The sequence below is a fragment of the Roseomonas alba genome (genome assembly GCF_019430885.1).
Classification (GTDB): domain Bacteria; phylum Pseudomonadota; class Alphaproteobacteria; order Acetobacterales; family Acetobacteraceae; genus Neoroseomonas; species Neoroseomonas alba.
The window spans coordinates 96687-120611 of record NZ_JAHYBZ010000007.1 but is presented as its reverse complement, the minus strand read 5'-3'; the positions used below and the strand labels follow the sequence as shown (position 1 = coordinate 120611).

Here is a 23925-nt window from a genome sequence, read left to right as displayed (position 1 = left end):
GGCGTGGCGGCCACGCCGGCTCAAGTCATTCCCGGTCGGGGCGCGCGAAACGCTGCCCCGGCAGAGACTTCCATTGTAGCATTGCCAGACAGGATCAAGACGAAGCCACGATGTCCCGCGCCGCCCTGACCGACGAAAGCCCGGCCGCCTCGCGGTCCGCCTCCCGCTCCGGCCGCTTTGCCTCCGACGCCGTGCGCGCCGTGTTGCGGCGGCGGATGATGGAATTGTGCGGCCTGTTCGTCGCCATCACCGCGATCGGCCTGGGTGTGGCGCTCGGCAGCCACAACCCCGCCGACCCGTCGTTCAACACCGCGACCTATGGGCCGACGACCAATCTCGCCGGGCCGGCGGGTGCGGTGGTGTCGGACCTGATGCTGCAACTGTTCGGCTTCGCGGCAGGGCTACCCTGCCTGGCGCTGCTCGCCTGGGCCTTCCGGCTGGTGATGCATCGCGGGCTGGGGTCCATCGTCGCGCGGCTGCTCGGCCTGGTGATCGGCATGCCGATGGTCGCGGCGGGGCTGTCGCTGCTGCCGCTGCCGGCGCTGCTGCCGGTGGATGCCGGGCCGGGCGGCGTGGTCGGGCCGCTGGTCTCGGGCGGCATCGTGGATGGGTTGGCGTCGCTATTCGGGCCGCTCGGGATGTTCGCGGGGCAGGGGCTGGTGATGGTCGCGGCGGTGGGGACCACCTTCATCGCCTGCGGCCTGACGATCGGCGAATGGCGCGGCGCGGGTCGCGTTGCCGTGGGGGCGGGCCAGGTCGCGGTGGGGGCGGCGCAGCGCGGCGCGGCCAGCCTGCGCCGCCGCGACCGCTTCGATGAGGAGCCCGCCTACGAACCCGAGCCCGAGCCCGAAGAACCGCCACGGCGCCCCCGCGGCCCGGGGCTTTTCGCGCGCATGGCCTCGCCCTTCCGCAGCATGGGCCGCGGCGCCGGGTCTCTGTTGCGGCGCGAGCCGACCGCGTCCGTGCCACTCGGGTCCCTGCTGCGCGCGGCGGATGAGGCGGCGACCGCCGTTCCGCCCAACCCCGCCGACCCGCCGGCGCCGCTGCCGGTCCAGGATGGCGAGGCCCGCCCCGGCACCGAGGTCGCGGCCAAACCGAAGCTCACTACCCGCACCAAGGTGCTGGAACGCGCCCCCGACCGCACCCGCAGGCCGCCCGAGCAGCGCACCCTCGACCTCGATGCCAATAGCTGGAAGCTGCCGCCGCTCGATCTGCTGACCGAGGCGCCTGCACGCCGCACCGGCCGGCCGTCCGAGGAATCGCTCCAGGCCAATGCGCGGCTGCTGGAATCCGTGCTCGAGGATTACGGCGTGCGGGGCCGGATCAACGAGATCCGCCCCGGCCCGGTCGTCACGCTGTACGAGCTGGAGCCCGCGCCGGGCACCAAGTCGTCGCGCGTCATCGGCCTGGCCGACGACATCGCGCGGTCGATGTCCGTCATCGCGGTGCGCATCGCGACCGTCCCCGGGCGCAACGTCATCGGCATCGAGATGCCGAACACCAAGCGCGAGACGGTCTACCTGTCCGAGATGTTCGTGGACGAGTCCTGGGGGAAGAACCAGGGACGCCTGCCGCTCGCGCTCGGCAAGGATATCGGCGGCAGCCCGGTCATCGCGGATCTCGCGCGCATGCCACACCTGCTGATCGCGGGCACCACCGGATCGGGCAAGTCGGTGGGGATCAACACCATGATCCTCTCGCTGCTCTATCGCTTCGGGCCGGAGGAATGCCGCTTCATCATGATCGACCCGAAGATGCTGGAATTGTCGGTCTATGACCGCATCCCGCATCTGCTGGCCCCGGTCGTGACCGAACCCCCCAAGGCGATCGGCGCGCTGAAATGGACGGTGCGCGAGATGGAGCGCCGTTACCGCGCCATGTCCCAGCTCGGCGTGCGCAACATCGGCGGGTACAATGAAAAGGTCGTCGCCGCGCGCGGCCGCGGCGAGGTGCTGACCCGCAAGGTGCAGACCGGCTTCGACCCCGACACCGGCAAGCCGGTCTTCGAGGAACAGCCCCTCGCGCTGGAACCGTTGCCGATGATCGTCGTCGTCATCGACGAGATGGCCGACCTGATGATCGTCGCGGGCAAGGAGATCGAGGCCGCGGTCCAGCGCCTCGCGCAGATGGCCCGCGCCGCGGGCATCCACGTCATCATGGCGACGCAGCGCCCGTCGGTGGACGTCATCACCGGCACCATCAAGGCGAACTTCCCGACCCGCATCTCCTTCCAGGTCACCTCGAAGATCGACAGCCGGACCATCCTTGGCGAGCAGGGGGCGGAACAGCTTCTCGGCCAGGGCGACATGCTGCACATGCCCGGCGGCGGGCGGCTTGCGCGCGTCCATGGGCCGTTCGTGAGCGACACCGAGGTCGAGCGCGTCGTCGAGTTCCTGCGCGAGCAGGGCGAGCCCGCCTATATCGAGGAAGTCACCGAGGAAGCCGACGAGGACGGTTCGGGCGCGCTGTCCGGCATGCTCGGCGGCAATACCGATGCCGAGGGGTCGCTCTACGACCAGGCGGTCGCGCTGGTGACGCGCGAAGGCAAGGCGAGCACCAGCTTCGTCCAGCGCCATTTGAACATCGGCTACAACCGCGCGGCCAAGCTGATCGAGCAGATGGAGAAGCAGGGCGTCGTCGGCCCGGCCAACCATGTTGGGAAGCGCGAAGTGCTGGCGCCCGGGCCGAGGGATTGAGAGCCGGTCCCGGAAGCTGCGCGACCACGACATCCGAGGGTCGGCGCAGAGGGTGAAAGCCTTCATCCCCGCGCCACATTTGCCCCGTCACACTGCGCCGCAGAAGGAGAACGCCATGCGTAAGACCCTCGCTGCTGCCCTGATCGCCAGCCTGCCCATCGCGGCCCAGGCACAGGACCGGCCGCAGATCTATCCGACCCGCGACGTCGCCGTGACCTATCGCGTCTCCGGCGGCCAGGCGCAGGCGGCCGAGATGACCATGATCTGGTCCGCCGCCCAGCGCCTGATGCGCATGAACATGCCGGGCGGCATGGGCTATATGGTCGCCGACCACCAGAATCAGCGAGGCTTCATGGTCATGGAGCCGACCCGCATGATCATGGACGTGCCGATGGCCCAGGCGGCGAGCTACCAGCGCGACCTAGAGAACGCCCGCTTCACCCGTGGCGGCACCCAGAAGATCGCCGGCCAGGATTGCACCATCTGGCGCTATCAGGGCCAGGGGCAGGGCGGCGAAGCCTGCATCACCTCGGATGGCGTCATGCTGCGCGCCAGCGGCAATGCCCAGGGCCAGCAGGGGTCTATCGAGGCCGTCCGCGTGACCTATGGCGCGCAGGACGCCACTCAGTTCCGCCGGCCGCAGGGGTACCAGTCCATGCAACTGCCCCAGGGCATGCCGCAGGGGATGGGGACGCCGCGCTGAGCGCCTCCTGACGCGCCGGATAGGAGAGGGGCTTTGCCCCTTTCCGGGCCTTCCCCAGCAAAGACCCGAGACCGTTCCAAACCGATACCTGGCACCTGGCTGGGCGTGCAGTGCGAGGTGCCGGGACGCACGCCTTGCCCTGCGCCTCGGCTGGATTTCTGGTGCGGTGCACGGGTCGCGTCCGTTGCGTCGGCCCTTCATGCCCAGCACCAAGTGACGGTTTCCAAAGACCTTGCGGCGATGGGTCCCCATTGACGTCGCGCAGTAACGCCAACGGGATCCCATCTCCGGGAGAGCGTTGAGACAGGCAGAGCTCCTCACCAATCCCGTCCTCGCCCGCACGGGTGCCGTGCCCCTTCCAACCGCGCCTGTGCCGCGCCACATGATCCCCGCCATGAACCGCCGATCGCTGCTCGCTGCCCCGCTTTTCCTTGCCGCCCCGGCACTCGCCCAGCGTGCCTCCGCCCCACCGGCGGCCGGTGCCGCCGTGCTCACGGATCGCGACCGTTCCGACCTCGCGCGGGTCGAGGCCTATCTCAACAGCCTCACCACGCTGCGGGCGCGTTTCCTGCAGATTGCGCAGAATGGCGCGGCGGCGGAGGGGACGGCCTGGATCTGGCGCCCGGGCCGCATGCGCTTCGAGTACGACCCGCCTGAGCCGCTGCTCCTCGTCGCCGATTCCGGCCAGTTCCTGATGTATGATCGGGAACTGCGCGCGCCCACGACGCTGCTCGTGCGCCAGACGCCGCTCGGCATCCTGCTGCGGCCAGAGGTGAAGCTGTCCGGCGACGTGACCGTCACCGGCGTCGAGCGCTCCGGCGGTTTCTTCCGCGTCACGATGTACCGCACCAATGAGCCCGCCGAGGGCCGCCTGACCCTGGTCTTCAACCCCGATCCGCTGGAACTCCGCCAATGGGCGGTGGTCGATTCGCAGCGGCGGGAGACGCGGGTGAGCCTGTTCCGGATAGAGACGGGGCTGCGCTTTCCCGCCGGTCTTTTCCAGTTCAACGACCCGCGGTTCTTCGAGCCGGGCGGACTGGGCGCGCCGCAGGGCAACGGCGGCTGACCACGCGATGCGCAGCCGCCTGCGCCACTTGCATGGCGGACATGCAGAGTGGTGCAGGGCTTCACGAAAACTCCACGGAATGCCTTGATCCTGACACCGCATCGCGGGAGTCTGTTGTTCCATGAGACCGCTCATCGGCATCTCCTGCTGCCAGAAACCCTTCGGCATTTTCGGCACGCCGAATCACGCCGCCTCCGACAGCTATGTCCGCGTGGTGCGCGGCCCCGTGCAGGGCACGCCGGTGCTGCTGCCGGCGGCCGGTGAGGATCTTTCGGCCGAGCTCATCCCGCATCTCGACGGGCTGATCCTCACCGGCAGCCGGTCGAATGTCTGGCCTGGCCATTATGACGGGCCTGCCCACGCGGAAGGCACGCCCGAGGATCACCAGCGCGACGCGACGACCCTGCCGCTGATCCGCGCGGCGATTGCGGCTGGGGTCCCACTCCTCGCGATCTGCCGCGGCATGCAGGAGCTCAACGTCGCGCTCGGCGGCAGCCTCGATCAGCGCATCCAGGACCTGCCGGGGCGGATGGACCACTCCACGCCATCCGACCAGCCCATCCCGCGCGTCCGCACGGGCAAGGCGCACGGCGTGCGGATCGAGAAGGATGGGGCTCTGGCGCAGGTGCTGACGATGCCGTCGCGCACGGCCGGGCGTCTCGCAGTCAATTCCCTGCACAACCAAGGCGTGCAGCGCCTCGCACCGCGCCTGGTGGCGGAGGCCTGGGCGCCGGACGGCACGGTCGAGGCCGTGCGCGTCGATGGGGCGACGGCATTTGCCCTCGGCGTGCAGTGGCACCCTGAATATGATTGGGAACGCGACGCCGACAGCAACGCGATCTTCCTGGCCTTCGGTGCGGCCTGCGCCGCGCATCGCGCCGCGCGCCTCGGTCTGACGGATCTGGCGCAAGCCGCGGAGTGACCGGACGCACCGGCCTGTGACCTTTGTCAGGCCCGTCGTCCAATTGCCTTTTGATTCCCGGCCCATGCGGGTTTAATGTTTGTTCGCTGGTCCCCAAATAGACCAGCGGTCGAGCCCCGGTGTCCCCTGCCGGCTCGCCCGACCATTCCGATCGGAATAACAATACGGCGCCCGGTCACCCCCCTGACCGGGCGCTTCTTTTGTGGCCCTCGGTAGCCGGATTACGGATCGGACACTACACCTTCCACGCGCAACTTCACGTGACAGGTTAAGTACGGCCATGCCGCCGCCCCGGCTTCCGGCCCGCACCATGCGCCTGTATAGGACGGCATCCCCGCTTCGATCGGAGCTTTCCCCGCATGGTGTCCTACGTCGTCGCCCCGCCCCCGGTCGCCGCCATTCCCGTCAAGGGAAGCGACGCGCTGTTCCCGGTCCGCCGCATTTTCTGCGTCGGCCGCAACTACGCCGAACATGCGATCGAGATGGGCTCCGACCCGACCCGCGAGCCGCCCTTCTACTTCACCAAGCCGGCCGATGCCGTCGTCATCAATGACGCCGACATGCCGTACCCCTCGGTGACCAAGTCGCTGCATCACGAGATGGAACTGGTCGTCGCCATCGGCACGGGCGGGAAGAACATCCCGGTCGCGGATGCGCTGAAGCATGTCTGGGGCTATTGCTGCGGCCTCGACATGACCCGCCGCGACATCCAGAACGAGGCCAAGAAGACCGGCCGTCCCTGGGACATGGGCAAGGGCTTCGACAAGTCCGCCCCGATGGGCCTGCTGGTGCCGGCCGCCGGCATCGACCCCACCAAGGGCAAGATCGAGCTGAAGGTGAACGGCAAGGTCACCCAGACCTCCGACCTGTCCAAGCTGATCTGGTCTGTGGCCGAGGTCATCGCGAACCTCTCCGAACTCGTCGAGCTCGCCCCGGGCGACCTCATCATGACCGGCACCCCGGAAGGTGTCGCCGCGGTCGTGAAGGGCGACGTGCTGGAAGGCTTCGTGGAAGGCGTGGGCGAGGTCCGCACGAAGATCGTCTGATGCCGGCGAAAGCCCCGCTGCGCATCGCCACCTGGAACATCAACAGCGTGCGGCTCCGGCTGCCGCTGTTGTCCGACCTGGTGGGACAGCTCGACCCCGACGTTCTCTGCCTGCAGGAAACCAAGTGCCCCGACCCCCTCTTTCCGCATGAGGGGGTGGAGGCGTTGGGCTTCACGCACCGGCTGGTGCGCGGGATGAAGGGCTACAACGGCGTCGCCGTGCTCTCGAAGCAGCCCATCCTGCTGCGGGAGCAGGATCCCGACTGGTGCGGCAAAGGGGACTGCCGCCATCTCGGCGTCATGCTCGACATGCCGGGCGCGGCGCCGATCGAGTTGCACAATTTCTACATCCCGGCCGGCGGCGACATCCCCGACCGCGAGAAGAACCCGAAATTCGGCCACAAGCTGGATTTCGTGGCCGAGGCCACCGCCTGGTCCGCCGCCAATCCGGCGCGGCGCGCCGTCCTGGTGGGCGACCTGAACATCGCGCCGCTCGAGAACGATGTCTGGTCGCACAGGCAGCTTCTCGACGTCGTCTCCCACACGCCCGTCGAGGTCGAGGCGCTCACCGCCTGGCAGCGCGCCGGCGGCTGGCAGGACGCCCTGCGCCACTTCGTGCCCGCCGACCAGAAGCTCTACACATGGTGGTCCTACCGCGCCGCCGATTGGCGGGCCTCGGATCGCGGGCGGCGGCTCGACCATGTCTGGGTCAGCCCGGACCTCCTCGGCTGCCTCGTCCGCCAGGTGGTGCTGAAGGATGCGCGGGACTGGCCCAAGGCGTCCGACCATGTTCCCGTGATGGTGGAGTTGATGCCATGAGCCGCCGTTTCGGCCGGCGCGCGGGGCTATTCGCCCTGCTCGCCGCTTTGTCTGCTTGCGCGACTCCGCCCGAGCCGGAGCAGCCGGTGGCCACCGCTCCGCCGGAGGATCCCGAGCCGGAGCGCGTCTATTCCCCCGGCGCCATTTCCTGGGCCGATTTGTCGGAGGAGCACAAGCGCCGTGCCCGTGCCGGCCTCGCGCGGATCGGCGATCCCGTGGATGATGACGAGACGCTGCAGGCACGCTGGATGATCATGTCGCCGGCGCAGCAGCGCTACCTGATCCGCCGCCCGCCGCCGCCGCCGGCGCGCCCCGCCCCCAGCCGTACGACGCGGCGCGGCAGCACGACCCAGCGCAGTACCGCGCCTGCGAACCGGCAGCGTAGCGCCACGCCGCAGCGGCGCCCTCCGCCGCCGCCACCGCCGCGCCGCCGGCCCAACCAGCAGTGATTCACCGCGGCGGGGGGGCCTTGTCCCTCCCGGACCGCGCATCTGAGGTCGATACCCGAGGTCCGCTCCCTGATCCGCGGGACCGGGAGGGCTTTCGTCCCGCGCGAGCGGGCGGGGCGCTGACGGATATGGAGAGGGGGGCTCTGCCCTTTCCGGACCTCATCCCGCCACGCGATCCCATTGACGTTGCTGCCCAACGTCAATGGGGACCCATGGGCAACAGGGCCCTTGGAAACTGTCACCTTGTGCCGGGCACGGACGATCGGACGCCACGATGCATGGCGCGAGAGGCAGAACGCGCGCCTGCGTGCTGAGAGGAACCTTCCTGCCAAGCGCCAGGTCGAGGTTTCCAAGGGCCTTCCGGCCTTTGGCGGATGGGGGTTCGGGGAGGGCAGAGCCCTTCCCCGCTCCTCAGCGGCCGCGATCATCACGCCTGGGGCGGCGCCTCTCTCCGATGCTGTCCTCAGCTATGTGCCAGCATCGCCAGCAGTAGCAGCGCCACGATGTTGGTGATCTTGATCATTGGGTTCACCGCCGGCCCAGCGGTGTCCTTGTACGGGTCGCCCACCGTGTCGCCGGTGACCGCCGCCTTGTGGGCGTCCGATCCCTTGCCGCCATGGTGGCCGTCCTCGATGTACTTCTTGGCGTTGTCCCAGGCGCCGCCGCCCGTGGTCATCGACACGGCGACGAAGAAGCCGTTGACGATGACGCCGAGCAGCATCGCACCGAGCGCGGCGAAGGCCTGCGCCTTGCCCGCGATCGCCTGGATGCCGAAATAGATCACCAGCGGGCTGAGCACCGGCAGCAGGGATGGGATGATCATCTCCTTGATCGCGGCCTTGGTCAGCATGTCCACCGCGCGGCCGTAGTCCGGCTTTTCGGTGCCCTGCATGATGCCGGGCTTCTCGCGGAACTGGCGGCGCACTTCCTCGACCACCGACATCGCCGCGCGGCCCACCGCCGTCATCGCCATGCCGCCGAACAGGTAGGGCAGCAGCCCGCCGAACAGCAGCCCGACCACGACGTATGGATTGGCCAGCGAGAAGTCGATCGCCGTAATGCCAGCGAAGTACGGATACTGGACCGAATGGCCGATGAAATAGGTCAGGTCCTGCGTATAGGCCGCGAAGAGCACCACCGCGCCCAGCGCGGCCGAGCCGATCGCATAGCCCTTCGTCACCGCCTTCGTCGTATTGCCCACCGCGTCGAGCGCATCGGTGGTCTGGCGGATTTCCTTGGGCAGCCCGGCCATCTCGGCGATGCCGCCGGCATTGTCGGTGACGGGCCCGAAGGCATCGAGCGCCACCACCATGCCCGCCAGCGCCAGCATGGTCGTGACCGCGATGGCGATGCCGTAGAGGCCGGCCAGCCCATAGGCCGCCAGGATGCCGAAGATGATGACCAGCGCCGGCAGGGCCGTCGATTCCATCGACACCGCCAAGCCGCGGATGACGTTGGTACCGTGCCCGGTGACCGACGCTTCGGCGATCGACTGCACCGGCCGGAAGTTGGTGCCGGTGTAGTATTCGGTGATGAAGATGATCAGCCCGGTCACCGCGAGTCCGATCACGCCGCACAGGAACAGCGAGAAGGCCGTGAAGCTCGCCCCCGCGGCCGTCGCCGTGCCGGTGCCGAACACCAGGTAGGTCAGCGGGAGCAGCGCGACCAGCGACAGCACGCCGGTCACCGCGAAGCCGCGATACATCGCCCCCATGATGTTGTTGCTCGCCGGCAGCTTCACGAAATAGGTGCCTGCGATCGAGGTCACGACGCAGACCGCCCCGATCGCGAGCGGATAGATCATCGCCGCCGTCAGGAAGGACGTCCCCGCGAAGGCGATCGCCGCCAGCACCATGGTCGCGACCATGGTCACCGCATAGGTCTCGAACAGGTCGGCCGCCATGCCGGCGCAGTCGCCGACATTGTCGCCCACATTGTCCGCGATGGTCGCGGGGTTGCGGGGGTCGTCCTCGGGGATGCCGGCCTCGACCTTGCCGACCATGTCGCCGCCCACGTCAGCGCCCTTGGTGAAGATGCCGCCGCCGAGGCGGGCGAAGATCGAGATCAGCGACGCCCCGAACCCGAGTGCGACCAGCGCGTCGATCACGCCGCGGTCGTTGGGCGCCAGCCCGCCGATCACCACCAGCAGGAAGAAGTAGACAGCGACCCCGAGCAGCGCGAGGCCGGCCACCAGCATTCCGGTGATGGCCCCCGACTTGAAGGCGACATCCAGCCCGCCCGCCAGCGACCCGATCGCCGCCTGCGCCGTGCGAAGATTGGCCCGCACCGAGACATTCATCCCGATGAAGCCGGCAGCCCCCGACAGCACCGCACCGAGCAGGAAGCCGATGGCCACCGTGATGCCCAGCCGCCAGGCGACCAGGACGAACAGCACCACGCCGACGACGGCGATGGTGGTGTATTGCCGCTTGAGGTAGGCGCTCGCGCCTTCCTGGATCGCCTTGGCGATCTCCTGCATGCGCTCATTGCCCGGGTCGCGGGAGAGCACGTCCTTCGCCGTGACGACGCCGTAGGCGATGGAGCACGCCCCCAGCAGGATCACGAGCAACAGCGATAGCGTCAGCAAATCTTGGTTCCCCCTGAATGCCTGGCCTTTTCGCGGCCGTTCCGCCCTGTCTTCCGCGGGGCAGAAGAAAGGCTAGAGGGGGAAGGGCCGGGGGCGCAACGGCAGGGGATGCGCCGGGGTATTGCGCAAGGTGGATTTCGCCTTTCGGCAGGGCGTTGCCCTGCGCGCGGCGCAGCAGGCGTCGGGGAGGGACTTTGCCCCTCCCCGGCCCCCACCAAAGGCCACAGGGCCTTCGGATATCGTCACCTGGCGCCGGGCAGGGCGGGGAGTCGCGGCGCCGGAACGCCCGCCATCACCCGGAACCGGGAATCGTCCCCGGCGCCATGCCCGGAGCGCCGTTCCCGATCGTTCCGATCAGCCGCACCCGGTACCAATGCAAGGTTTCCAAAGGTCTTGTGGCCTCTGGTGGGGTAAGGTCTGGAGAGGGGCAAAGCCTCTCTCCAGTTCTACCCCGCGGCATGAAAGGACCCGCGTCCCGCCGTTACTTCGTCTTGGCCCGCTCGATCGCCTCGACGATCAGCTTCTGCGCCACGTCCGCACCTTCCCAGCCCTGCACCTTCACCCACTTGCCGGGCTCGAGGTCCTTGTAGTGCTCGAAGAAGTGCTGGATCTGGTCCAGGGTGATCTTCGGCAGGTCGGTGTAGGTCTTCACATGGGCATAGCGCTGGGTCAGCTTCGGCGTCGGCACGGCGATGATCTTCTCATCCATGCCGCCATCGTCTTCCATGCGCAGCACGCCCACGGGGCGGACGTTGATCACCGCGCCCGGCACGATAGGGCGGGTGTTGCACACCAATACGTCGATCGGGTCGCCGTCGTCCGACAGGGTGTGCGGCACGAAGCCATAATTCCCCGGATAGCGCATCGGCGTGTAGAGGAAGCGGTCCACGAACAGCGTGCCGGATTCCTTGTCCATCTCGTACTTGATGGGCTCGCCGCCGACCGCGACCTCGATGATGACGTTCACGTCCTCGGGGGGGTTCTTGCCGATCGCGATGGCGTCGATACGCATGGGTGGCACTCTCTTCGATAGGGATGCGGGGCGCTGGTAGCAGACCCGCGCCGCCGGGCCAATTGCGGTGCAGCACGGCTTGCGCGGACGGTGCCGCTCCGGCGAGGTTGCGCCCCATGTCCGACCCTGCCGCACGAGCCGCCTTCGCCGCCGAAGCCCTGTCCCGCGCGCCGGAGGTGGTGGCGCTGACCCGCCGCCTGATGGCCGTGCCGTCCCCCAACCCGCCGGGCGATGTGCGTGCCTGCGCCAAGGAAACCGCCGCCCTGGTCCAGGAGCTGGCACCGGACGCCGAGATCAGCCTGCACGCAACCTCGGCCGAGGTGACCAATCTCGTCGCCCGCATCGCCGGCGCCGGCCCGGGGAAGATTCTCGCCTTCAACGGCCATCTCGACACCTATCCGGTGAATGAGGCACTGCCCTGGACCGTCGACCCGCTGGTGGGGGATGTCCGCGACGGTCGGCTCTACGGGCGTGGCTCGGCCGATATGAAGGGCGGCATGGCGGCCTCGATCCTGGCTTTCGCCCTGCTGGCCCGCCACCGTGCCGCCTGGCAGGGAGAGGCGCTGCTGACCCTCGCGGGCGACGAGGAATCCATGGGCTCGCTCGGCACCAAATGGCTGCTGGACAACATTCCCGGCCTGAACCGGGCCGAAGCGGTGATCATCGGTGATGCCGGCAGCCCCCGCGTCCTGCGCTTCGGGGAGAAGGGCTTCCTGTGGATCTCGGTCGAGGCCACCGGCACCGCCGCCCATGGTGCCCATGTGCATCTGGGGGTGAATGCGGTGGACCGGCTGCGGGTCGCGCTCGATGCCGTGGTGCGGCTGCGCGACCTGCCGGTGAACGCCGCGCCGGCGGTGACGGAGGCCATCGCCACCGCCAAGGCGCTGAGCGAACCCCTCGCCGGGGTGGGGGAGGCGCATGTCCTCGGCAGCGTCACGGTGAATATCGGGCGCATCGCGGGTGGCACGGCGCCGAACCTGGTGCCGGCCTCGGCGCGGGCCGAATGCGACATCCGCCTGCCGGTCGGCGTGACCTGCGCGGAGGCCGAGGCTGCCCTGGCCGCGGGCCTCGACGACCTGCCCGGCATCACCTGGCACGTGCTGCGCCGCTTCGAGCCCAACCACACCGACCCCGGCGCGCCCATCGTCCGCCTGGCCCATGCGGCGGCGGAGGAAGTGCTCGGCGGCCCGGTCGCGGTGAATATGCGCGTCGGCGGGTCGGATGCCCGCTGGTTCCGCATGGCCGGCCTGCCGACCATCGTCTATGGCCCCACGCCCCACAACATGGGCGGCGCCGACGAATGGGCCGAGATCGAGGAACTCCAGACGGTGGCGCGGGTCCATGCCCTGGCGGCCTTCGATTTCCTCGCCGGCTGACGCATGCCCTGAAATGTAACAGTGACGCGGGGCGATCCCCGGTCGAGGCTGCGGCCTCCGGCTTCGGCCGGACAAGCAGAAAGGAGACCGGGACGATGACGAGAATTGCCGCTTGGGCAGTGGGTGCGGCGCTGCTGGCGGGCTTCGCCCCCGTGGCGCAGGCCCAGAACCGGGCCGAAGTGATGGTGGAGGGCCGCACCGACACGGGCGGCGCGAACCCGGCCTGCATGCTTGTCGTCAGTGTGCGCAACGTGGGGGATGCGCCGCTCAGGGTCTTCGTCGCCGATGTCACGGCCAGCGATGCCGGGTCCGGCCAGCCCCTGCGCATGCCGATGGTGTCGATCCCGCTGCGATCCATCGAACCCGGGCAGACCAAGGAATGGAGCAACACGACGGTGTCCGATGCGCGCTGCGAGCAGGTGCGCTTGCAGGTCATGAGCGTCACCTGCATGCGGCGCTGCGAATCGGTGACCTGGCGGCAGCAGGGCCTGGCCGCGCTGGCGGCGCCGCAATGACGGTGCGCGCACTCGTTCTGGCAGGCTGTGCGCTGGCGGCGCTGCCGGCCCTGGCCGAGGATTCCCGGACCATGCAGTCGGCCCGGGAACGCGCCGCCGAATCGGCGCCTGGCCCCTGGCAGGGCAATTGGGTGCTGCTGCGCGACGACCCGCGCATCCGCACCCGTGGCGGGGCGGCGACGCTGCGGCTGCATGTGATCCATGACGCCGGCGGCGCCGTGGAACTGCAATGGATCGCCGATCGCGGCATTTGCGAGGACCCCAATGCCGGCCCCTGCGAATGGGTCGGCGGGAACGGCACCGGCCGGGCCGTGGCGGCCGGTGGCGGCGCCCTGGCCGTGCTGCTGCGCATCTCGGCCGATCCCGACGATCCCTTCCTGCTGGTGCTGGAACGCAGTGGGGAAGGGCGTGCGACGGCTCGGCTGGTCTCCGAGAAGGGCGACATTGCCTATCGGCTCGACGCCGAGCGCGAATGACGCCGCCGCGCCGTGCCGGCCACCTGGTGGCCGGCACGATGCCCGGGGCCGGCAGGACCGCCTGCCCCGGATGATGTCCGGCGAGCCGAACAGCGGCCGGGCGCGATGGCCCGTTTGATTTCCGCCGCGGCTGCGGGCAATCAGGGGGCTGCATGGGCCTGTAGCTCAATGGTCAGAGCGGACCGCTCATAACGGTTTGGTTGCAGGTTCGAGTCCTGCCGGGCCCATGATTTCCCCCGCCTTCGCGGGGGAAATTATCCGCCGGAGGCAAGGCGGCGCAGCCGCCTGGGAGACACCCTCGCGCGGCACTGCGAGCGGCGCGAACCCGCCGCGCATATCCGCCCGCGAAGCTCCCGCACCATGCCATGAAGCGCGACATTGCATCCCACGGCACCCTGTCGCATGCCCCGCCCGTGACCCAGCGCGTACTCCTCCTCGGCGCCTATGGCCTGATCGGCGCGGCCGTGGCCGACGCCCTGCTGGCCGAGGGCCACGCCGTCACCGGCATCGGCCGCGACGTCGCCGCCGCCCGGCGCGCACGCCCCGCCATCACCTGGCGCGCCCAGGACATCGCGCGCCTGGCCCGCCCCGAGGACTGGTCCCCCTTCATTGCCGGCATCGACGCCGTAGTGAACTGCGCCGGCGCCCTGCAGGACAGCGCGCGCGACGATGTCCAGGCGGTGCAGGCGACCGCGATGAAGGCCCTGTTCGCCGCCTGCGAGGCGCAGCGCATCACCATCGTGCAGGTCTCCGCCGTCGGTGCCGCCGCGGATGCGCCGACTGCCTTTATGCGCAGCAAGGCCGAGGCCGATGCCGCGCTCGCCGGCTGCTCCTGTCCCTGGGTGATCCTGCGGCCCGGGCTGGTGCTGGCGGCGCAGGCCTATGGTGGCACGGCGCTGCTGCGCGCGCTTGCCGCCTGGCCTGGCCCGGTGGCGATGCCGCATGCCGACGCCAGGGTGCAGACCGTGCCGGTCGGCAGCGTCGCCGCCGCGGTCTGCGATGCGCTGGCCGGCCGCATCGCGCTGCGCGGCGCCTATGACCTGGTCGAGCCGCAGGCGCATAGCCTGGCCGATCTCGACGCCGCGCTGCGCGCCTGGCTTGGCCGGCCGCCGCGGCGGGTGTTCCGCGCGCCGGCCCTGCTCGGCCGCCTCATCGCCGGCGCCGGCGACCTGTTAAGCCATCTTGGCTGGCGGCCGCCATTGCGCAGCGCCAGCCTCGCGGAGCTCGCCCGCGGCGTGCGCGGCGATCCGCAGCCTTGGCTCAGCGTCGGCGGACAGGCGATCCCCTCCCTGGCGGACAGCCTCTTCGCCATGCCCGCCACGGTGCAGGAGAAGTGGTTCGGCCGCGTCTGGCTGCTGCGGCCGCTGATGATCGCGGCGCTGGCGCTGTTCTGGGCCGGCAGTGGCCTGGTCGCCCTGCTGCGTCCGGCCGAGGCCGCCGCCGTGCTTGCCACGCGCGGCACCCCGCAAACCCTCGCCCTGGCCCATGTCCTGGGCGGCGCGCTGGTCGACCTCGCCCTGGGCGCGCTGGTGCTGCACCGGCGGACGCTCGGCCTCGCCACGCGGGGGATGGTGGCGGTGACGCTTGCGTATCTGGTCGGCGGCAGCGTGATGGCGCCCGATCTCTGGCTCGATCCTCTGGGGCCGCTGCTCAAGGCGATCCCGGCCATGCTGCCCGCGCTGCTGCTGCTGGCAACCCAGGAGGACCGATGAGCCCCTGGGTCGAGCTGCTGCGCTGGTTGCATGTGATCGGCGCGACCGTGCTGCTGGGGACCGGCGCGGGCATCGCCTTCTTCATGGTCATGGCGCATCGCACGCGGAACGCCGCCCTGATCGCCCATGTCGCCGGGACGGTGGTGGTGGCGGACACGATCTTCACCGGGACGGCCGTGGTGCTGCAGCCGATCACCGGCGCGCTGCTGGCCCAGGCGATCGGCTGGTCGCTGACCGAGGGATGGATACTGCTCTCGCTCGGGCTCTACGTGCTGGCGGGGGTGTTTTGGCTGCCGGTGGTGGTGATCCAGATCCGCCTGCGCGACCTGGCCCGGGACGCCGCGCGCGACGGGGCGCCGCTGCCGGCCCGGTATGACAGCCTGTACCGCGCCTGGTTCGCCTGCGGGTTCCCGGCCTTCGCGGCGGTGCTGGGGATCATCTGGCTGATGGTGACGCGGCCGGCGCTGTGATGAGACCGGCGGGACCGGAGAGGGGCTGTGCCCCCTTCCGGACCTCCCCCCCCCACCAAAGGCCTCGGGCCTTTGATGGGCTGAGCCCGAGAGGGGCGCAGGGCCCCTCTCGGTGGGCCCTTCCCACCATCGCCACAGCCCGCCAGTCTGCGACCCTCACTGCCGGAACCACCCCATGACCGACCTCCGCCGCATCCGTGTCGACCAGGTCGGCTCCTTCCTCCGTCCCGAGACGCTGAAATCCGCCTTCCTCGCCCATGCCCGCGGCACCCTGTCGATGGAGGCCCTGGTCGCCAAGCAGGACGAGGCGATCCGCGCCCTGGTCGCGAAGCAGGAGGCGCTGGGCCTGCCCTTCGTCACCGATGGCGAGTTCTGCCGGCTGAACTGGCAGGTCAGCTTCTCGGACGTCGCCGGCTGGGATCTGTGGGCCGGGTCCTGGGCGCAGTTCCTGAAATCGCCGAGCAACCTTGGCGAGGGGGAGACGCCGAACGAGAAGGGCACCGACGCGGTGCTGTCCTATCGCACGCCGGCGACGGGCAAGCTGCGCCTGGTCGAGAGCTTCCCGGCCAAAGAGGCCGCCTTCCTGCGCAGCGTCACCACGCTGCCCGCCAAGATCACCCTGATGGGCCCGGATCGCGTCTGCCAGATGTGCGACGTGCCGGGTTCGGCACCCTTCTACGCCGATGCGGATGCGTTCCTCGCCGATGTCGTCGCCATCCAGCACGCCATGGTGACCGAACTGGCCGAGGCCGGCGTCGCCTACGTCCAGATCGATGAGCCGAGCTTCACCGGCTACGTTGATCCGGCGACGCTCGCGCGGATGGAAGAACGCGGGGAGGACCCGCTCGCCAACCTCAACCGCGCCATCGCGGCGGACAATGCGGTGATCGCCGGCCTGCCATCAGGTGTGACCACGGGCCTGCACATCTGTCGCGGCAACCGCGCCAGCATGTGGCACCGCGAGGGCAGCTACGACGCGATCGCCGAGGCCGTCTTCGGCGGTCTGCAGCACGACCGCCTGCTGCTGGAATATGACACCAGCCGCGCCGGCGGCTTCGAGCCGCTGCGCTTCGTCCCCAAGGGCCGCATGGTGGTGCTTGGCCTGGTCACCACCAAGACGGGGGAGGTCGAGACGGTCGAGGACCTGCTCCGCCGGCTCGAAGAGGCGGGGCGCTTCATCGACCTCGATCAGGTCGCGCTGTCCCCGCAATGCGGCTTCGCCTCAGGCATCGGGGGCAACATGCTCCCCGAGAGCGCGCAATGGCGGAAGATGGAGGTCATCCTCGAGACGGCGCGGCGGCTGTGGGGCTGATGACCGTGTCCGACGGGCGCCGCGCGCCGAGCGCGAGCACCGCCGCGATCAGGCAGGCACCACCCGCGAGGTAGAAGGCCGGCAGATAGGAGGCGAGGACATCCCGGCTCAGCCCGCCCAGCCCCGCCGCCAGCGCGGCGCCGAGCTGGTGCCCGGTGAAGATCCAGCCGAAGACGATCGGCGCCTTCTCCCGCCCGAAGGCGGACCCGGCCAGCTTCACGGTGGGCGGCACGGTCGCGATCCAGTCCAGCCCGTAGAACACCGCGAACAGCGACAGGCCGATCAGGCTGAAGCTGCTGGATGGCAGCCACAGCAGCGACAGTCCGCGCAGCCCGTAATACCAGAACAGCAGCTTGCGGTTGTCGAAGCGGTCGGACAGCCAGCCGGATCCGATCGTGCCGATGAAGTCGAAGATGCCGATCATCGCGAGCACCGAGGCCGCCTGCACCTCCGCCATGCCGAAATCGGCGCAGAGCGGGATGAAATGCGTCTGCATCAGCCCATTGGTGGACAGGCCGCAGATCATGAAGGTGATGAACAGGATCCAGAAGATCCGGGTCTGCGCGGCCTCGGCGAGCACGGCGAAAGCGGTGCGCACGGGGTTGGCGCCGGGGGCGGGCGGCGGGGCGACGCGGTCCTCGCCATAGGCCGGCAGGCCGAGCTCCGAGGGATGGTTGCGGCCGAATAGCACCATCAGCAGGGCGGCGATCGCGCAGGCGATCAGCCCGGGGGCGAGGGCGAAGCGCCACCCTTCATTCTGCGCCAGCCAGGCCCCTAGCGGCAGGAAGGCGAGCTGCCCGGTGGCATTCGCCGCCGTCAGCATGCCCAGCACCAGGCCGCGCCGCGCGACGAACCAGCGATTGGCGACCGTCGCCCCCAGCACCAGCGCGGTCATGCCGGTGCCGATGCCGGTGATCGCGCCCCAGTAGAGCCACAGCTCCCACACCCGGGTCATGTTCATCGACAGCAGCAGCCCGGCGGCTACCAGGGTCAGCGCCAATGCGACCATCCGCCGCAGCCCGTAACGCTGCAGCAGCGCCGCGGCGAAGGGCGCCATCAGCCCGAACAGCAGCAGCCGCAGCGCCAGCGCGCCGGAGATGGCGGAGATCTCCCACCCCGTCTCCCGCTGCACCGGCAGCAGCAGAGCGCCGAGCACGCCAAGTGCCCCGGCCGAGGACAGCGCGATCAGGAAGGTCAGGGCGACCATCACCCAGCCATAATGTACGCCGCGGCGGGCGAGGGCGGCGGCAAGCGGTGCTGCGAACATGTCTGGTCCTTCCGGGATCAGGCGAGGTCGGTGGCGAGGAGTTCGGCCAGGAGCACGCGCAGGGCCTGGGCGCGATCCGCGCCGAAACGGCACTCCAGATCATCCTGGGCGGCGGACCAAAGCGGGCGGGCGGCAGCCAACCGCGCCTGCCCTTCGACCGTCAGCGCCAGGCGCCGGCTGCGGCGGTCCTCGGGGTCGGGGGCGATCGTCACCAGCCCGTCGCGTTCCAGCGGATGCAGGTTCCGCCCCAGCGTGGTGCGGTCCATGCCCATCACCTCGGCGAAGGCGGTCATGGCGATGGGCCCGCGCGCCGCGAGCCGTCCGATCAGCGCGTATTGGCCGATGTTCAGCCCGACCGGATGGAGGTGGCGGTCGTAGAACTGGGTCAGGTGCCGGGTGGCCTTGCGCAGGCCGTGGCAGCTGCAGCGGTCGGGTGGCGGGGCAGGCGCGAGCATGTCGGCAAAATAGGCGTATATACACCTATTGCAAGGGTGCACCGCACAAGCTTGGCGCTTCGCCCCATGGGCCGTAGAACCCCGGGCCAAACCCTCCTTGCGCAGGTTCCAGCCCCATGGCCGCCTACCAGTACGTCTACGTGATGAAAGACCTCACCAAGTCCTATCCGGGTGGGCGCGAGGTCTTCAAAGGCATCACCCTCTCCTTCCTCCCCGGCGTGAAGATCGGCGTGCTTGGCCCCAACGGCGCCGGCAAATCGACCCTGATGCGCATCATGGCCGGCCAGGACAAGGAATTCGGCGGCGAGGCCTGGGCCGCCGAGGGTGCGCGCGTCGGCTACCTGCCGCAGGAGCCGCATCTCGATCCGGACAAGACGGTGTTGGAGAACGTCCGCGCCGCCTTCACCGAACTGAATGGCTGGCTCGAGCGCTTCAACGAGATCTCGATGAAGTTCGCCGAGGAGATGAGCGAGGAGGAGATGAACACGCTCCTCGCCGAACAGGCCGAGCTGCAGGAGAAGATCGACGCCGCCGATGGCTGGGAGATCGACCGCAAGGTCGAGATCGCCCTCGATGCGCTGCGCTGCCCGCCCCCCGAAAGCGCCGTCACCAACCTCTCGGGCGGCGAGCGCCGCCGCGTCGCCCTGTGCCGGTTGCTGCTCGAAAAGCCGGACATGCTGCTGCTCGACGAACCGACCAACCACCTCGACGCTGAGTCGGTGGCGTGGCTCGAACGCACGCTGAAGGACTACACGGGCACGGTGCTGATCGTGACCCACGACCGCTACTTCCTCGACAACGTGACCAACTGGATTCTCGAGGTCGATCGCGGCCGGGGCATTCCCTACGAAGGCAACTACTCCACCTACCTCGAACAGAAGCGCAAGCGCATGGCACAGGAGGAGCGCGAGGAATCCGCCCGCCAGCGCCAGCTCGCCGAGGAACGGGAATGGATCGGCCGCTCGCCCTCCGCCCGCCAGGCGAAGTCGAAGGCCCGCGTCGCGGCCTATGAGGACCTGCTGCGCGCCAGCCAGGAAAAGGCCCCCGACCCGACCGAGATCGCCATCCCGCCCGCCCCGCGCCTGGGCAATACCGTCATCGTGGCGGAGAATCTGTCCAAGGGCTTCGGCGACCGGCTGCTGATCGACAACCTGTCCTTCAAGCTGCCGCCCGGCGGCATCGTCGGCGTCATCGGCCCCAACGGCGCCGGCAAGACCACGCTGTTCAAGATGATCATGCAGCGCGAGCAGCCCGACGCCGGCACGCTGACCGTCGGCGACAGCGTCCAGCTCGGCTACGTGGATCAGTCGCGCGACAGCCTCGATGACAACAAGACCGTCTGGCAGGAAATCTCCGACGGGCAGGACATCATCACCATCGGCAAGCGGTCCGTGCCGTCGCGCGCCTACGTCGCCGCCTTCAACTTCAAGGGCGGGGACCAGCAGAAGAAGGTCGGCTCGCTCTCGGGCGGTGAACGCAACCGTGTCCACCTCGCGAAGATGCTGAAGAAGGAGCACAACGTGCTCCTGCTCGACGAACCGACCAACGACCTCGACGTGGAAACGCTGCGGGCACTGGAGAACGCGCTGATGGAATTCGCCGGCTGCGCGGTCATCATCTCGCACGATCGCTTCTTCCTCGACCGCCTGGCCACGCACATCCTGGCCTTTGAGGGCGACAGCCACGTCGAGTGGTTCGAGGGGAATTTCGAAAGCTACGAAGAGGATAAGCGACGTCGACTCGGCGACGCGGCGACCGACCCTCATCGGATCAAGTACAAGCCTCTCGCACGGTGAAAGGGGCGGGGGAGGGCACCTCCCCCGCAACCCCCCTCCGTTTTCTGTCTGTCACCAAGGCGGCCTCGACACCACGCGACCGCCCCCACGGCGGAGGCCGTCGATGAGCGCAGCCATGCAGGCGCTGAAGTCGAGGCGGATCATCAGCACCGAACGGTTGATGATGATCCCGCCCGGCAAGGAGAACCTGCCGGACCTCATCAAGCTGAAAGGCGACGAAGGCGCCTTTGGCCTGATGCTGCACGGCGTGCGCACGCCCGAACGCACGGCCGAGGAACTCGAGGACGACATCGACTTCTGGGAAGTGCGCGGCTACGGCACCTGGTGCGTCTTCGAACGCGAGACCGGCGATTTCCTTGGCATCTGCGGGCTGATGGAACGGCCGGACGGGCGCGGCGTGGCCCTGCGCTATGCCCTCTGGCCCGCCAGCCGCGGCAAGGGCTACGCCCGCGAAGCCGCCAGGGCCGCCATCGCCTTCGGCCACGCCGCGGGACTGCAACGCATCATCGCCGTCGCGCGCTACACCAACCACGCCTCGCGCGGCGTAATGACCGATATCGGCATGCGACCCTGCGGCGACTTCCTGAACAAGGGCATGGCCATGTTGGTCTTCGAAAGCATTGCCCCGGCACGGGCCTGACGGCCGGCCGCGCGCGGCATGGGGGGGGGTGGCGGCAAAAACTGATGGAGAGGGGCTCTGCCCCACTCCAAACCTCACCCCGCCAAGTGCTTGGAGCACTTGGAACGCAATCTTCTGGTGCCGGGCATGACGCCCCTACTGCACCCTCGAAGCGCCTTTCGTGCGCAAGAGCGGGTCTCACTACCATTCCGGCAGCGGCAGCTGGTGCCAAGTATCGGTTTCCAAAGGCCCTGTGGACTTGGGTGGGGCGCGAAGCACTGCTTCGCGCCCGAGAGGGGAAAAGCCCCTCTCGGTTCCACCGGGCCGGAAAAAAGCGCGACCTCAGTCCAGCGACTGCGGCCAGCCGATGAAGATCCCCACATCCCCCGGCATCCCGCCCGGGAAGTCGATGATGCGGGCCGAGAAGGTGAAGCCGCCCGGTTGCAGTTCCTCTTCCCACCACTGGTAGATCTTGTGGAAGACGCCCGGCAGCGTGTCCTGCCATCCGGCGAGGTGGTTGTTGATGCGCCGCCCGCCGTCCTCGCACAGCAGGGAAGGGAACTTGATGAGCATCAACTCGCGTTCCCCGGCTTCGAAGGCACGACGGATGCGCTTGATCGCGCGTTCGCGGTCCTCGGCAGTGATCTCATAGGTCTGGACGCGCTCGGAGAAGGCAGCGAGTTCCGCCTTGTGATTGGCCTCTGCGGCCTCTGCCTCGGCGCGCCGCTTGGCCTCGGCCGCGGCCTTCTCGGAAAACAGGTCCTTGATGTTCAGCGTCGTCATGGCTTCGACCCTCACAGCGGCGGGAGCATGGCGTCCCAGGCACGGTGGCGCAACATCAACCGCCGCCGCGCCACCGGCCTTGATGCAGCGCAGATGGCGCGTGTCGCGAACCGGCAAGGCGCCACCGCATCTGTGTCTCCAGCGCCATGGACAGGCGCAGGGGCGCCGCCGGAATGTGACAGGATCGGTGCCGGTCGCGCATGGCCTGGTCCGGGCATGCCGAAGGGGGCGCCTGCGCAGGACGGCGCATTACCAGGCCCGCGGCGATGCGCGGCGTGCCGGCGATCGGGCGCTCAGCCCCGGCCTTCGCGCGCGGCGAGCTGGGTGATCTGGTTGCGCATCGCGTCGAGCAGCGCCGCGACGCGCCCGCCATTGCGCTGGATCACCGCCGAATATTCGCTGCGCGTGGTCAGGCGCAGCGAGGTCCCCTCGGCGATCACGTCCACCACCTTGGGCTGGCCGTTGATCTCGCTGACCCGCCAGTCGAGCGAGAAGGCCGCCGTGTTGGGCCGCTCGACGATGGTGTTGACCAGCACATCCTCCTCGGTCCTCTGCTGGCTACGGCCGAGCGAGAAGCGCACGCCGCGATACTCGCCGAAGCGGGCCGACAGGTTGCGCACGATGATGTCGTCGAACAGACGATTGTACTCGGCGAGCTCCGCCGGGCTCGCCTGGCGGACGTAGCGGCCCAGGATGAAGCGGCCCGTTCCCTCGATGTCGATGGTCCGGCGCAACGTCGCCGCCACGCGGTCCCGCCGCGTCGTAAGGTCAAGGCGCGGATCGTTGATCGCGAGGACCAATTCGTTGCCCGCCTGCTGGATGAAGGCGGTGGCGCGGGCCAGGTCAATCTCGGCGTGGCCGGAGCGCGACAGCGCGACCAAGCCGGCGGCGAGGACGGGGGCGGAAAGGAGGAGCCGTCTCTTCATGGCGCTCATATGGGGCTGGAAGCGAGCTTGCCGAGTCATTGCGGCGGAACCCGGGCATCGGGACCGGCCGGCTCGGTTACGCCCTGGCCCCAGCCCGTGAAACCCGATGGGCCGACCACGCGGCCGCCCTCCTGTTCGTTGCGGATCTCGTAGCCACGTCGCTGGCGATAGGCTGAGCGCAGTGTGGAATAGGGATCGAGCGAGGTCGCGCGAACCTGGTCGATCGGTTCCAGCAGGGCTTCGCGCGTATCGACCACGGTCAGGCCGAGCCGGCTCCAACCCGCCGTGTCCACCAGCAACCCCTGGCCGAAATAGCTGAGGGGGTTGATCACGAGGTCCACCCCCTGTCCGACCAGATCGCGCGGGTTGGACGGCCCGAGCAGCGGGACGAACAGGAACGGCCCTTCGCCCACCCCCCAGACCGCGAGGGTCTGGCCGAAATCCTCCGTATGGCCGGGCACGCCCAGCTCGCGGGCGACATCGGCGATGCCCAGCACCCCGATGGTCGAATTCACCATGAAGCGGCCGAGCGTGATGCGGGCGCGGGTGACCTCCCCCTGCATCAGGTCGTTGGCCAGGATCACCGGGGTGCGGAGATTGCCCAGGATGTTGCGGATGGCGATCCGGATGCCTTGAGGAACGAGGTCACGATACGCCTCCGTCACCGGCTGGAGCACGTTGCGGTCAATGGCCTCGTGGACTTCGAACATCGCGCGGTTTGACGGTTCGGCGGGGTCGTTGGTCTCGCGGAACTCGGCCAGCGCCTCGGGGTCGTCGTCCCCAGGGCGGGTCGCACAGGCGGCGGCGAGCAAGGCCGTGGCCAGCAGCACGGTCCGCGCCAGGCCGGATCGGGTCGGAAGCATGAATGGGGCATACAATGTCTGGCCGGGCCTTGGAACCGCTCTTGCCGCACGCCCCA

Annotated in this window: 22 protein-coding genes and 1 tRNA gene; 16 read left to right on the top strand and 7 right to left on the bottom strand. The window is 69.2% G+C overall.

Annotated features, from left to right (window positions below):
* Window positions 1-110: 110 nt before the first annotated feature.
* The 7 genes from KPL78_RS19740 to KPL78_RS19710 all read left to right on the top strand — a co-directional run bounded on the left by KPL78_RS19740 (window position 111) and on the right by KPL78_RS19710 (window position 7700).
* A complete protein-coding gene (locus KPL78_RS19740; RefSeq protein ID WP_219764721.1) occupies window positions 111-2696 on the top strand; it encodes a DNA translocase FtsK in 2586 nt (861 codons plus the stop codon).
* Between the two features lie 115 nt (window positions 2697-2811).
* The gene (locus KPL78_RS19735; protein ID WP_219764720.1) at window positions 2812-3399 is read left to right on the top strand and encodes a DUF4412 domain-containing protein; all 588 of its coding nucleotides are present in this window, start codon (window positions 2812-2814) and stop codon (window positions 3397-3399) included.
* 394 nt (window positions 3400-3793) lie between these two features.
* Window positions 3794-4465 carry a LolA family protein gene (locus KPL78_RS19730; RefSeq protein ID WP_219764719.1) on the top strand — a complete coding sequence of 224 codons (672 nt, stop codon included), beginning with the start codon at window positions 3794-3796 and terminating at the stop codon, window positions 4463-4465.
* A gap of 121 nt (window positions 4466-4586) precedes the next feature.
* Complete coding sequence (locus KPL78_RS19725) at window positions 4587-5387, top strand: gamma-glutamyl-gamma-aminobutyrate hydrolase family protein (RefSeq protein WP_219764718.1); 801 nt, start codon at window positions 4587-4589, stop codon at window positions 5385-5387.
* A gap of 359 nt (window positions 5388-5746) precedes the next feature.
* A complete protein-coding gene (locus KPL78_RS19720) occupies window positions 5747-6433 on the top strand; it encodes a fumarylacetoacetate hydrolase family protein (RefSeq protein ID WP_219764717.1) in 687 nt (228 codons plus the stop codon).
* Complete coding sequence (locus KPL78_RS19715; protein WP_219764716.1) at window positions 6433-7251, top strand: exodeoxyribonuclease III; 819 nt, start codon at window positions 6433-6435, stop codon at window positions 7249-7251. The genes KPL78_RS19720 and KPL78_RS19715 overlap by 1 nt, the downstream gene beginning before the upstream one ends.
* Complete coding sequence (locus tag KPL78_RS19710; RefSeq protein WP_219764715.1) at window positions 7248-7700, top strand: hypothetical protein; 453 nt, start codon at window positions 7248-7250, stop codon at window positions 7698-7700. The genes KPL78_RS19715 and KPL78_RS19710 overlap by 4 nt, the downstream gene beginning before the upstream one ends.
* A 463-nt stretch (window positions 7701-8163) precedes the next feature.
* On the opposite strand, the gene KPL78_RS19705 is transcribed toward KPL78_RS19710, so the two are convergent.
* Complete coding sequence (locus KPL78_RS19705; protein ID WP_432761285.1) at window positions 8164-10287, bottom strand: sodium-translocating pyrophosphatase; 2124 nt, start codon at window positions 10285-10287, stop codon at window positions 8164-8166.
* Window positions 10288-10768: 481 nt separating this feature from the next.
* Window positions 10769-11299, bottom strand: a complete 531-nt coding sequence (ppa, locus tag KPL78_RS19700) for an inorganic diphosphatase (RefSeq protein WP_219764714.1) — start codon at window positions 11297-11299, stop codon at window positions 10769-10771.
* A gap of 116 nt (window positions 11300-11415) precedes the next feature.
* On the opposite strand from ppa, the gene KPL78_RS19695 reads away from it, so the two are divergent.
* The 7 genes from KPL78_RS19695 (at window position 11416) to KPL78_RS19665 (ending at window position 17160) form a co-directional block, all read left to right on the top strand.
* Window positions 11416-12675, top strand: a complete 1260-nt coding sequence (locus tag KPL78_RS19695; RefSeq protein WP_219764713.1) for a M20/M25/M40 family metallo-hydrolase — start codon at window positions 11416-11418, stop codon at window positions 12673-12675.
* Between the two features lie 95 nt (window positions 12676-12770).
* Window positions 12771-13190 (top strand): hypothetical protein, encoded by a 420-nt coding sequence (locus tag KPL78_RS19690; protein WP_219764712.1) that lies wholly within the window; start codon window positions 12771-12773, stop codon window positions 13188-13190.
* Entirely contained in the window at window positions 13187-13666 is a 480-nt protein-coding gene (locus tag KPL78_RS19685) for a hypothetical protein (protein WP_219764711.1), read from the top strand. Before KPL78_RS19690 ends, KPL78_RS19685 begins: the two co-directional genes overlap by 4 nt.
* A gap of 154 nt (window positions 13667-13820) precedes the next feature.
* Window positions 13821-13893: transfer RNA gene (locus KPL78_RS19680), tRNA-Ile, on the top strand.
* A gap of 138 nt (window positions 13894-14031) precedes the next feature.
* Window positions 14032-15378, top strand: a complete 1347-nt coding sequence (locus KPL78_RS19675; RefSeq protein WP_219764710.1) for an SDR family oxidoreductase — start codon at window positions 14032-14034, stop codon at window positions 15376-15378.
* A complete protein-coding gene (locus tag KPL78_RS19670) occupies window positions 15375-15848 on the top strand; it encodes a DUF2269 family protein (protein WP_219764709.1) in 474 nt (157 codons plus the stop codon). The genes KPL78_RS19675 and KPL78_RS19670 overlap by 4 nt, the downstream gene beginning before the upstream one ends.
* Before the next feature lie 175 nt (window positions 15849-16023).
* The gene (locus KPL78_RS19665) at window positions 16024-17160 is read left to right on the top strand and encodes a uroporphyrinogen decarboxylase/cobalamine-independent methonine synthase family protein (protein ID WP_219764708.1); all 1137 of its coding nucleotides are present in this window, start codon (window positions 16024-16026) and stop codon (window positions 17158-17160) included.
* On the opposite strand, the gene KPL78_RS19660 is transcribed toward KPL78_RS19665, so the two are convergent.
* Together KPL78_RS19660 and KPL78_RS19655 are read right to left on the bottom strand one after the other, a co-directional pair.
* Window positions 17126-18427 (bottom strand): MFS transporter, encoded by a 1302-nt coding sequence (locus KPL78_RS19660; protein WP_219764707.1) that lies wholly within the window; start codon window positions 18425-18427, stop codon window positions 17126-17128. The two genes, KPL78_RS19665 and KPL78_RS19660, sit on opposite strands and share 35 nt — an antisense overlap.
* Window positions 18428-18444: 17 nt before the next feature.
* A complete protein-coding gene (locus tag KPL78_RS19655) occupies window positions 18445-18882 on the bottom strand; it encodes a MarR family winged helix-turn-helix transcriptional regulator (RefSeq protein ID WP_219764706.1) in 438 nt (145 codons plus the stop codon).
* 116 nt (window positions 18883-18998) lie between these two features.
* On the opposite strand from KPL78_RS19655, the gene ettA reads away from it, so the two are divergent.
* On the top strand, window positions 18999-20678 hold the full coding sequence (ettA, locus tag KPL78_RS19650; RefSeq protein WP_219764705.1) for an energy-dependent translational throttle protein EttA: 1680 nt from the start codon (window positions 18999-19001) through the stop codon (window positions 20676-20678).
* A 103-nt stretch (window positions 20679-20781) separates the two neighbouring features.
* Window positions 20782-21318, top strand: coding sequence for a GNAT family N-acetyltransferase (locus KPL78_RS19645; RefSeq protein WP_219764704.1), 537 nt, complete (start codon window positions 20782-20784; stop codon window positions 21316-21318).
* A gap of 321 nt (window positions 21319-21639) precedes the next feature.
* Here the strand turns inward: KPL78_RS19645 and KPL78_RS19640 are convergent, their stop codons facing one another.
* The 3 genes from KPL78_RS19640 to KPL78_RS19630 form a co-directional block, all read right to left on the bottom strand.
* Window positions 21640-22080 (bottom strand): hypothetical protein, encoded by a 441-nt coding sequence (locus KPL78_RS19640; protein ID WP_219764703.1) that lies wholly within the window; start codon window positions 22078-22080, stop codon window positions 21640-21642.
* Window positions 22081-22373: 293 nt separating this feature from the next.
* The gene (locus tag KPL78_RS19635; RefSeq protein ID WP_219764702.1) at window positions 22374-23006 is read right to left on the bottom strand and encodes an MlaC/ttg2D family ABC transporter substrate-binding protein; all 633 of its coding nucleotides are present in this window, start codon (window positions 23004-23006) and stop codon (window positions 22374-22376) included.
* Window positions 23007-23041: 35 nt separating this feature from the next.
* Window positions 23042-23869: an MlaA family lipoprotein gene (locus KPL78_RS19630; protein WP_219764701.1), complete on the bottom strand. Its 828-nt coding sequence runs from the start codon at window positions 23867-23869 to the stop codon at window positions 23042-23044.
* Between the last annotated feature and the right edge of the window lie 56 nt (window positions 23870-23925).

Excerpts from the sequence above, each read along its gene's own strand:
- KPL78_RS19645 (WP_219764704.1), top strand. The coding sequence starts at position 20,782 with ATGAGCGCAGCCATGCAGGCGCTGAAGTCGAGGCGGATCATCAGCACC.
- KPL78_RS19690 (WP_219764712.1), top strand. The coding sequence starts at position 12,771 with ATGACGAGAATTGCCGCTTGGGCAGTGGGTGCGGCGCTGCTGGCGGGC.
- KPL78_RS19670 (WP_219764709.1), top strand. The coding sequence starts at position 15,375 with ATGAGCCCCTGGGTCGAGCTGCTGCGCTGGTTGCATGTGATCGGCGCG.
- KPL78_RS19685 (WP_219764711.1), top strand. The coding sequence starts at position 13,187 with ATGACGGTGCGCGCACTCGTTCTGGCAGGCTGTGCGCTGGCGGCGCTG.
- KPL78_RS19695 (WP_219764713.1), top strand. The coding sequence starts at position 11,416 with ATGTCCGACCCTGCCGCACGAGCCGCCTTCGCCGCCGAAGCCCTGTCC.
- KPL78_RS19730 (WP_219764719.1), top strand. The coding sequence starts at position 3,794 with ATGAACCGCCGATCGCTGCTCGCTGCCCCGCTTTTCCTTGCCGCCCCG.
- KPL78_RS19630 (WP_219764701.1), bottom strand. The coding sequence starts at position 23,869 with ATGCTTCCGACCCGATCCGGCCTGGCGCGGACCGTGCTGCTGGCCACG.
- KPL78_RS19725 (WP_219764718.1), top strand. The coding sequence starts at position 4,587 with ATGAGACCGCTCATCGGCATCTCCTGCTGCCAGAAACCCTTCGGCATT.
- KPL78_RS19720 (WP_219764717.1), top strand. The coding sequence starts at position 5,747 with ATGGTGTCCTACGTCGTCGCCCCGCCCCCGGTCGCCGCCATTCCCGTC.
- ettA (WP_219764705.1), top strand. The coding sequence starts at position 18,999 with ATGGCCGCCTACCAGTACGTCTACGTGATGAAAGACCTCACCAAGTCC.
- KPL78_RS19735 (WP_219764720.1), top strand. The coding sequence starts at position 2,812 with ATGCGTAAGACCCTCGCTGCTGCCCTGATCGCCAGCCTGCCCATCGCG.
- KPL78_RS19655 (WP_219764706.1), bottom strand. The coding sequence starts at position 18,882 with ATGCTCGCGCCTGCCCCGCCACCCGACCGCTGCAGCTGCCACGGCCTG.
- KPL78_RS19635 (WP_219764702.1), bottom strand. The coding sequence starts at position 23,006 with ATGAAGAGACGGCTCCTCCTTTCCGCCCCCGTCCTCGCCGCCGGCTTG.
- KPL78_RS19640 (WP_219764703.1), bottom strand. The coding sequence starts at position 22,080 with ATGACGACGCTGAACATCAAGGACCTGTTTTCCGAGAAGGCCGCGGCC.
- ppa (WP_219764714.1), bottom strand. The coding sequence starts at position 11,299 with ATGCGTATCGACGCCATCGCGATCGGCAAGAACCCCCCCGAGGACGTG.
- KPL78_RS19660 (WP_219764707.1), bottom strand. The coding sequence starts at position 18,427 with ATGTTCGCAGCACCGCTTGCCGCCGCCCTCGCCCGCCGCGGCGTACAT.
- KPL78_RS19675 (WP_219764710.1), top strand. The coding sequence starts at position 14,032 with ATGAAGCGCGACATTGCATCCCACGGCACCCTGTCGCATGCCCCGCCC.
- KPL78_RS19665 (WP_219764708.1), top strand. The coding sequence starts at position 16,024 with ATGACCGACCTCCGCCGCATCCGTGTCGACCAGGTCGGCTCCTTCCTC.
- KPL78_RS19740 (WP_219764721.1), top strand. The coding sequence starts at position 111 with ATGTCCCGCGCCGCCCTGACCGACGAAAGCCCGGCCGCCTCGCGGTCC.
- KPL78_RS19710 (WP_219764715.1), top strand. The coding sequence starts at position 7,248 with ATGAGCCGCCGTTTCGGCCGGCGCGCGGGGCTATTCGCCCTGCTCGCC.
- KPL78_RS19715 (WP_219764716.1), top strand. The coding sequence starts at position 6,433 with ATGCCGGCGAAAGCCCCGCTGCGCATCGCCACCTGGAACATCAACAGC.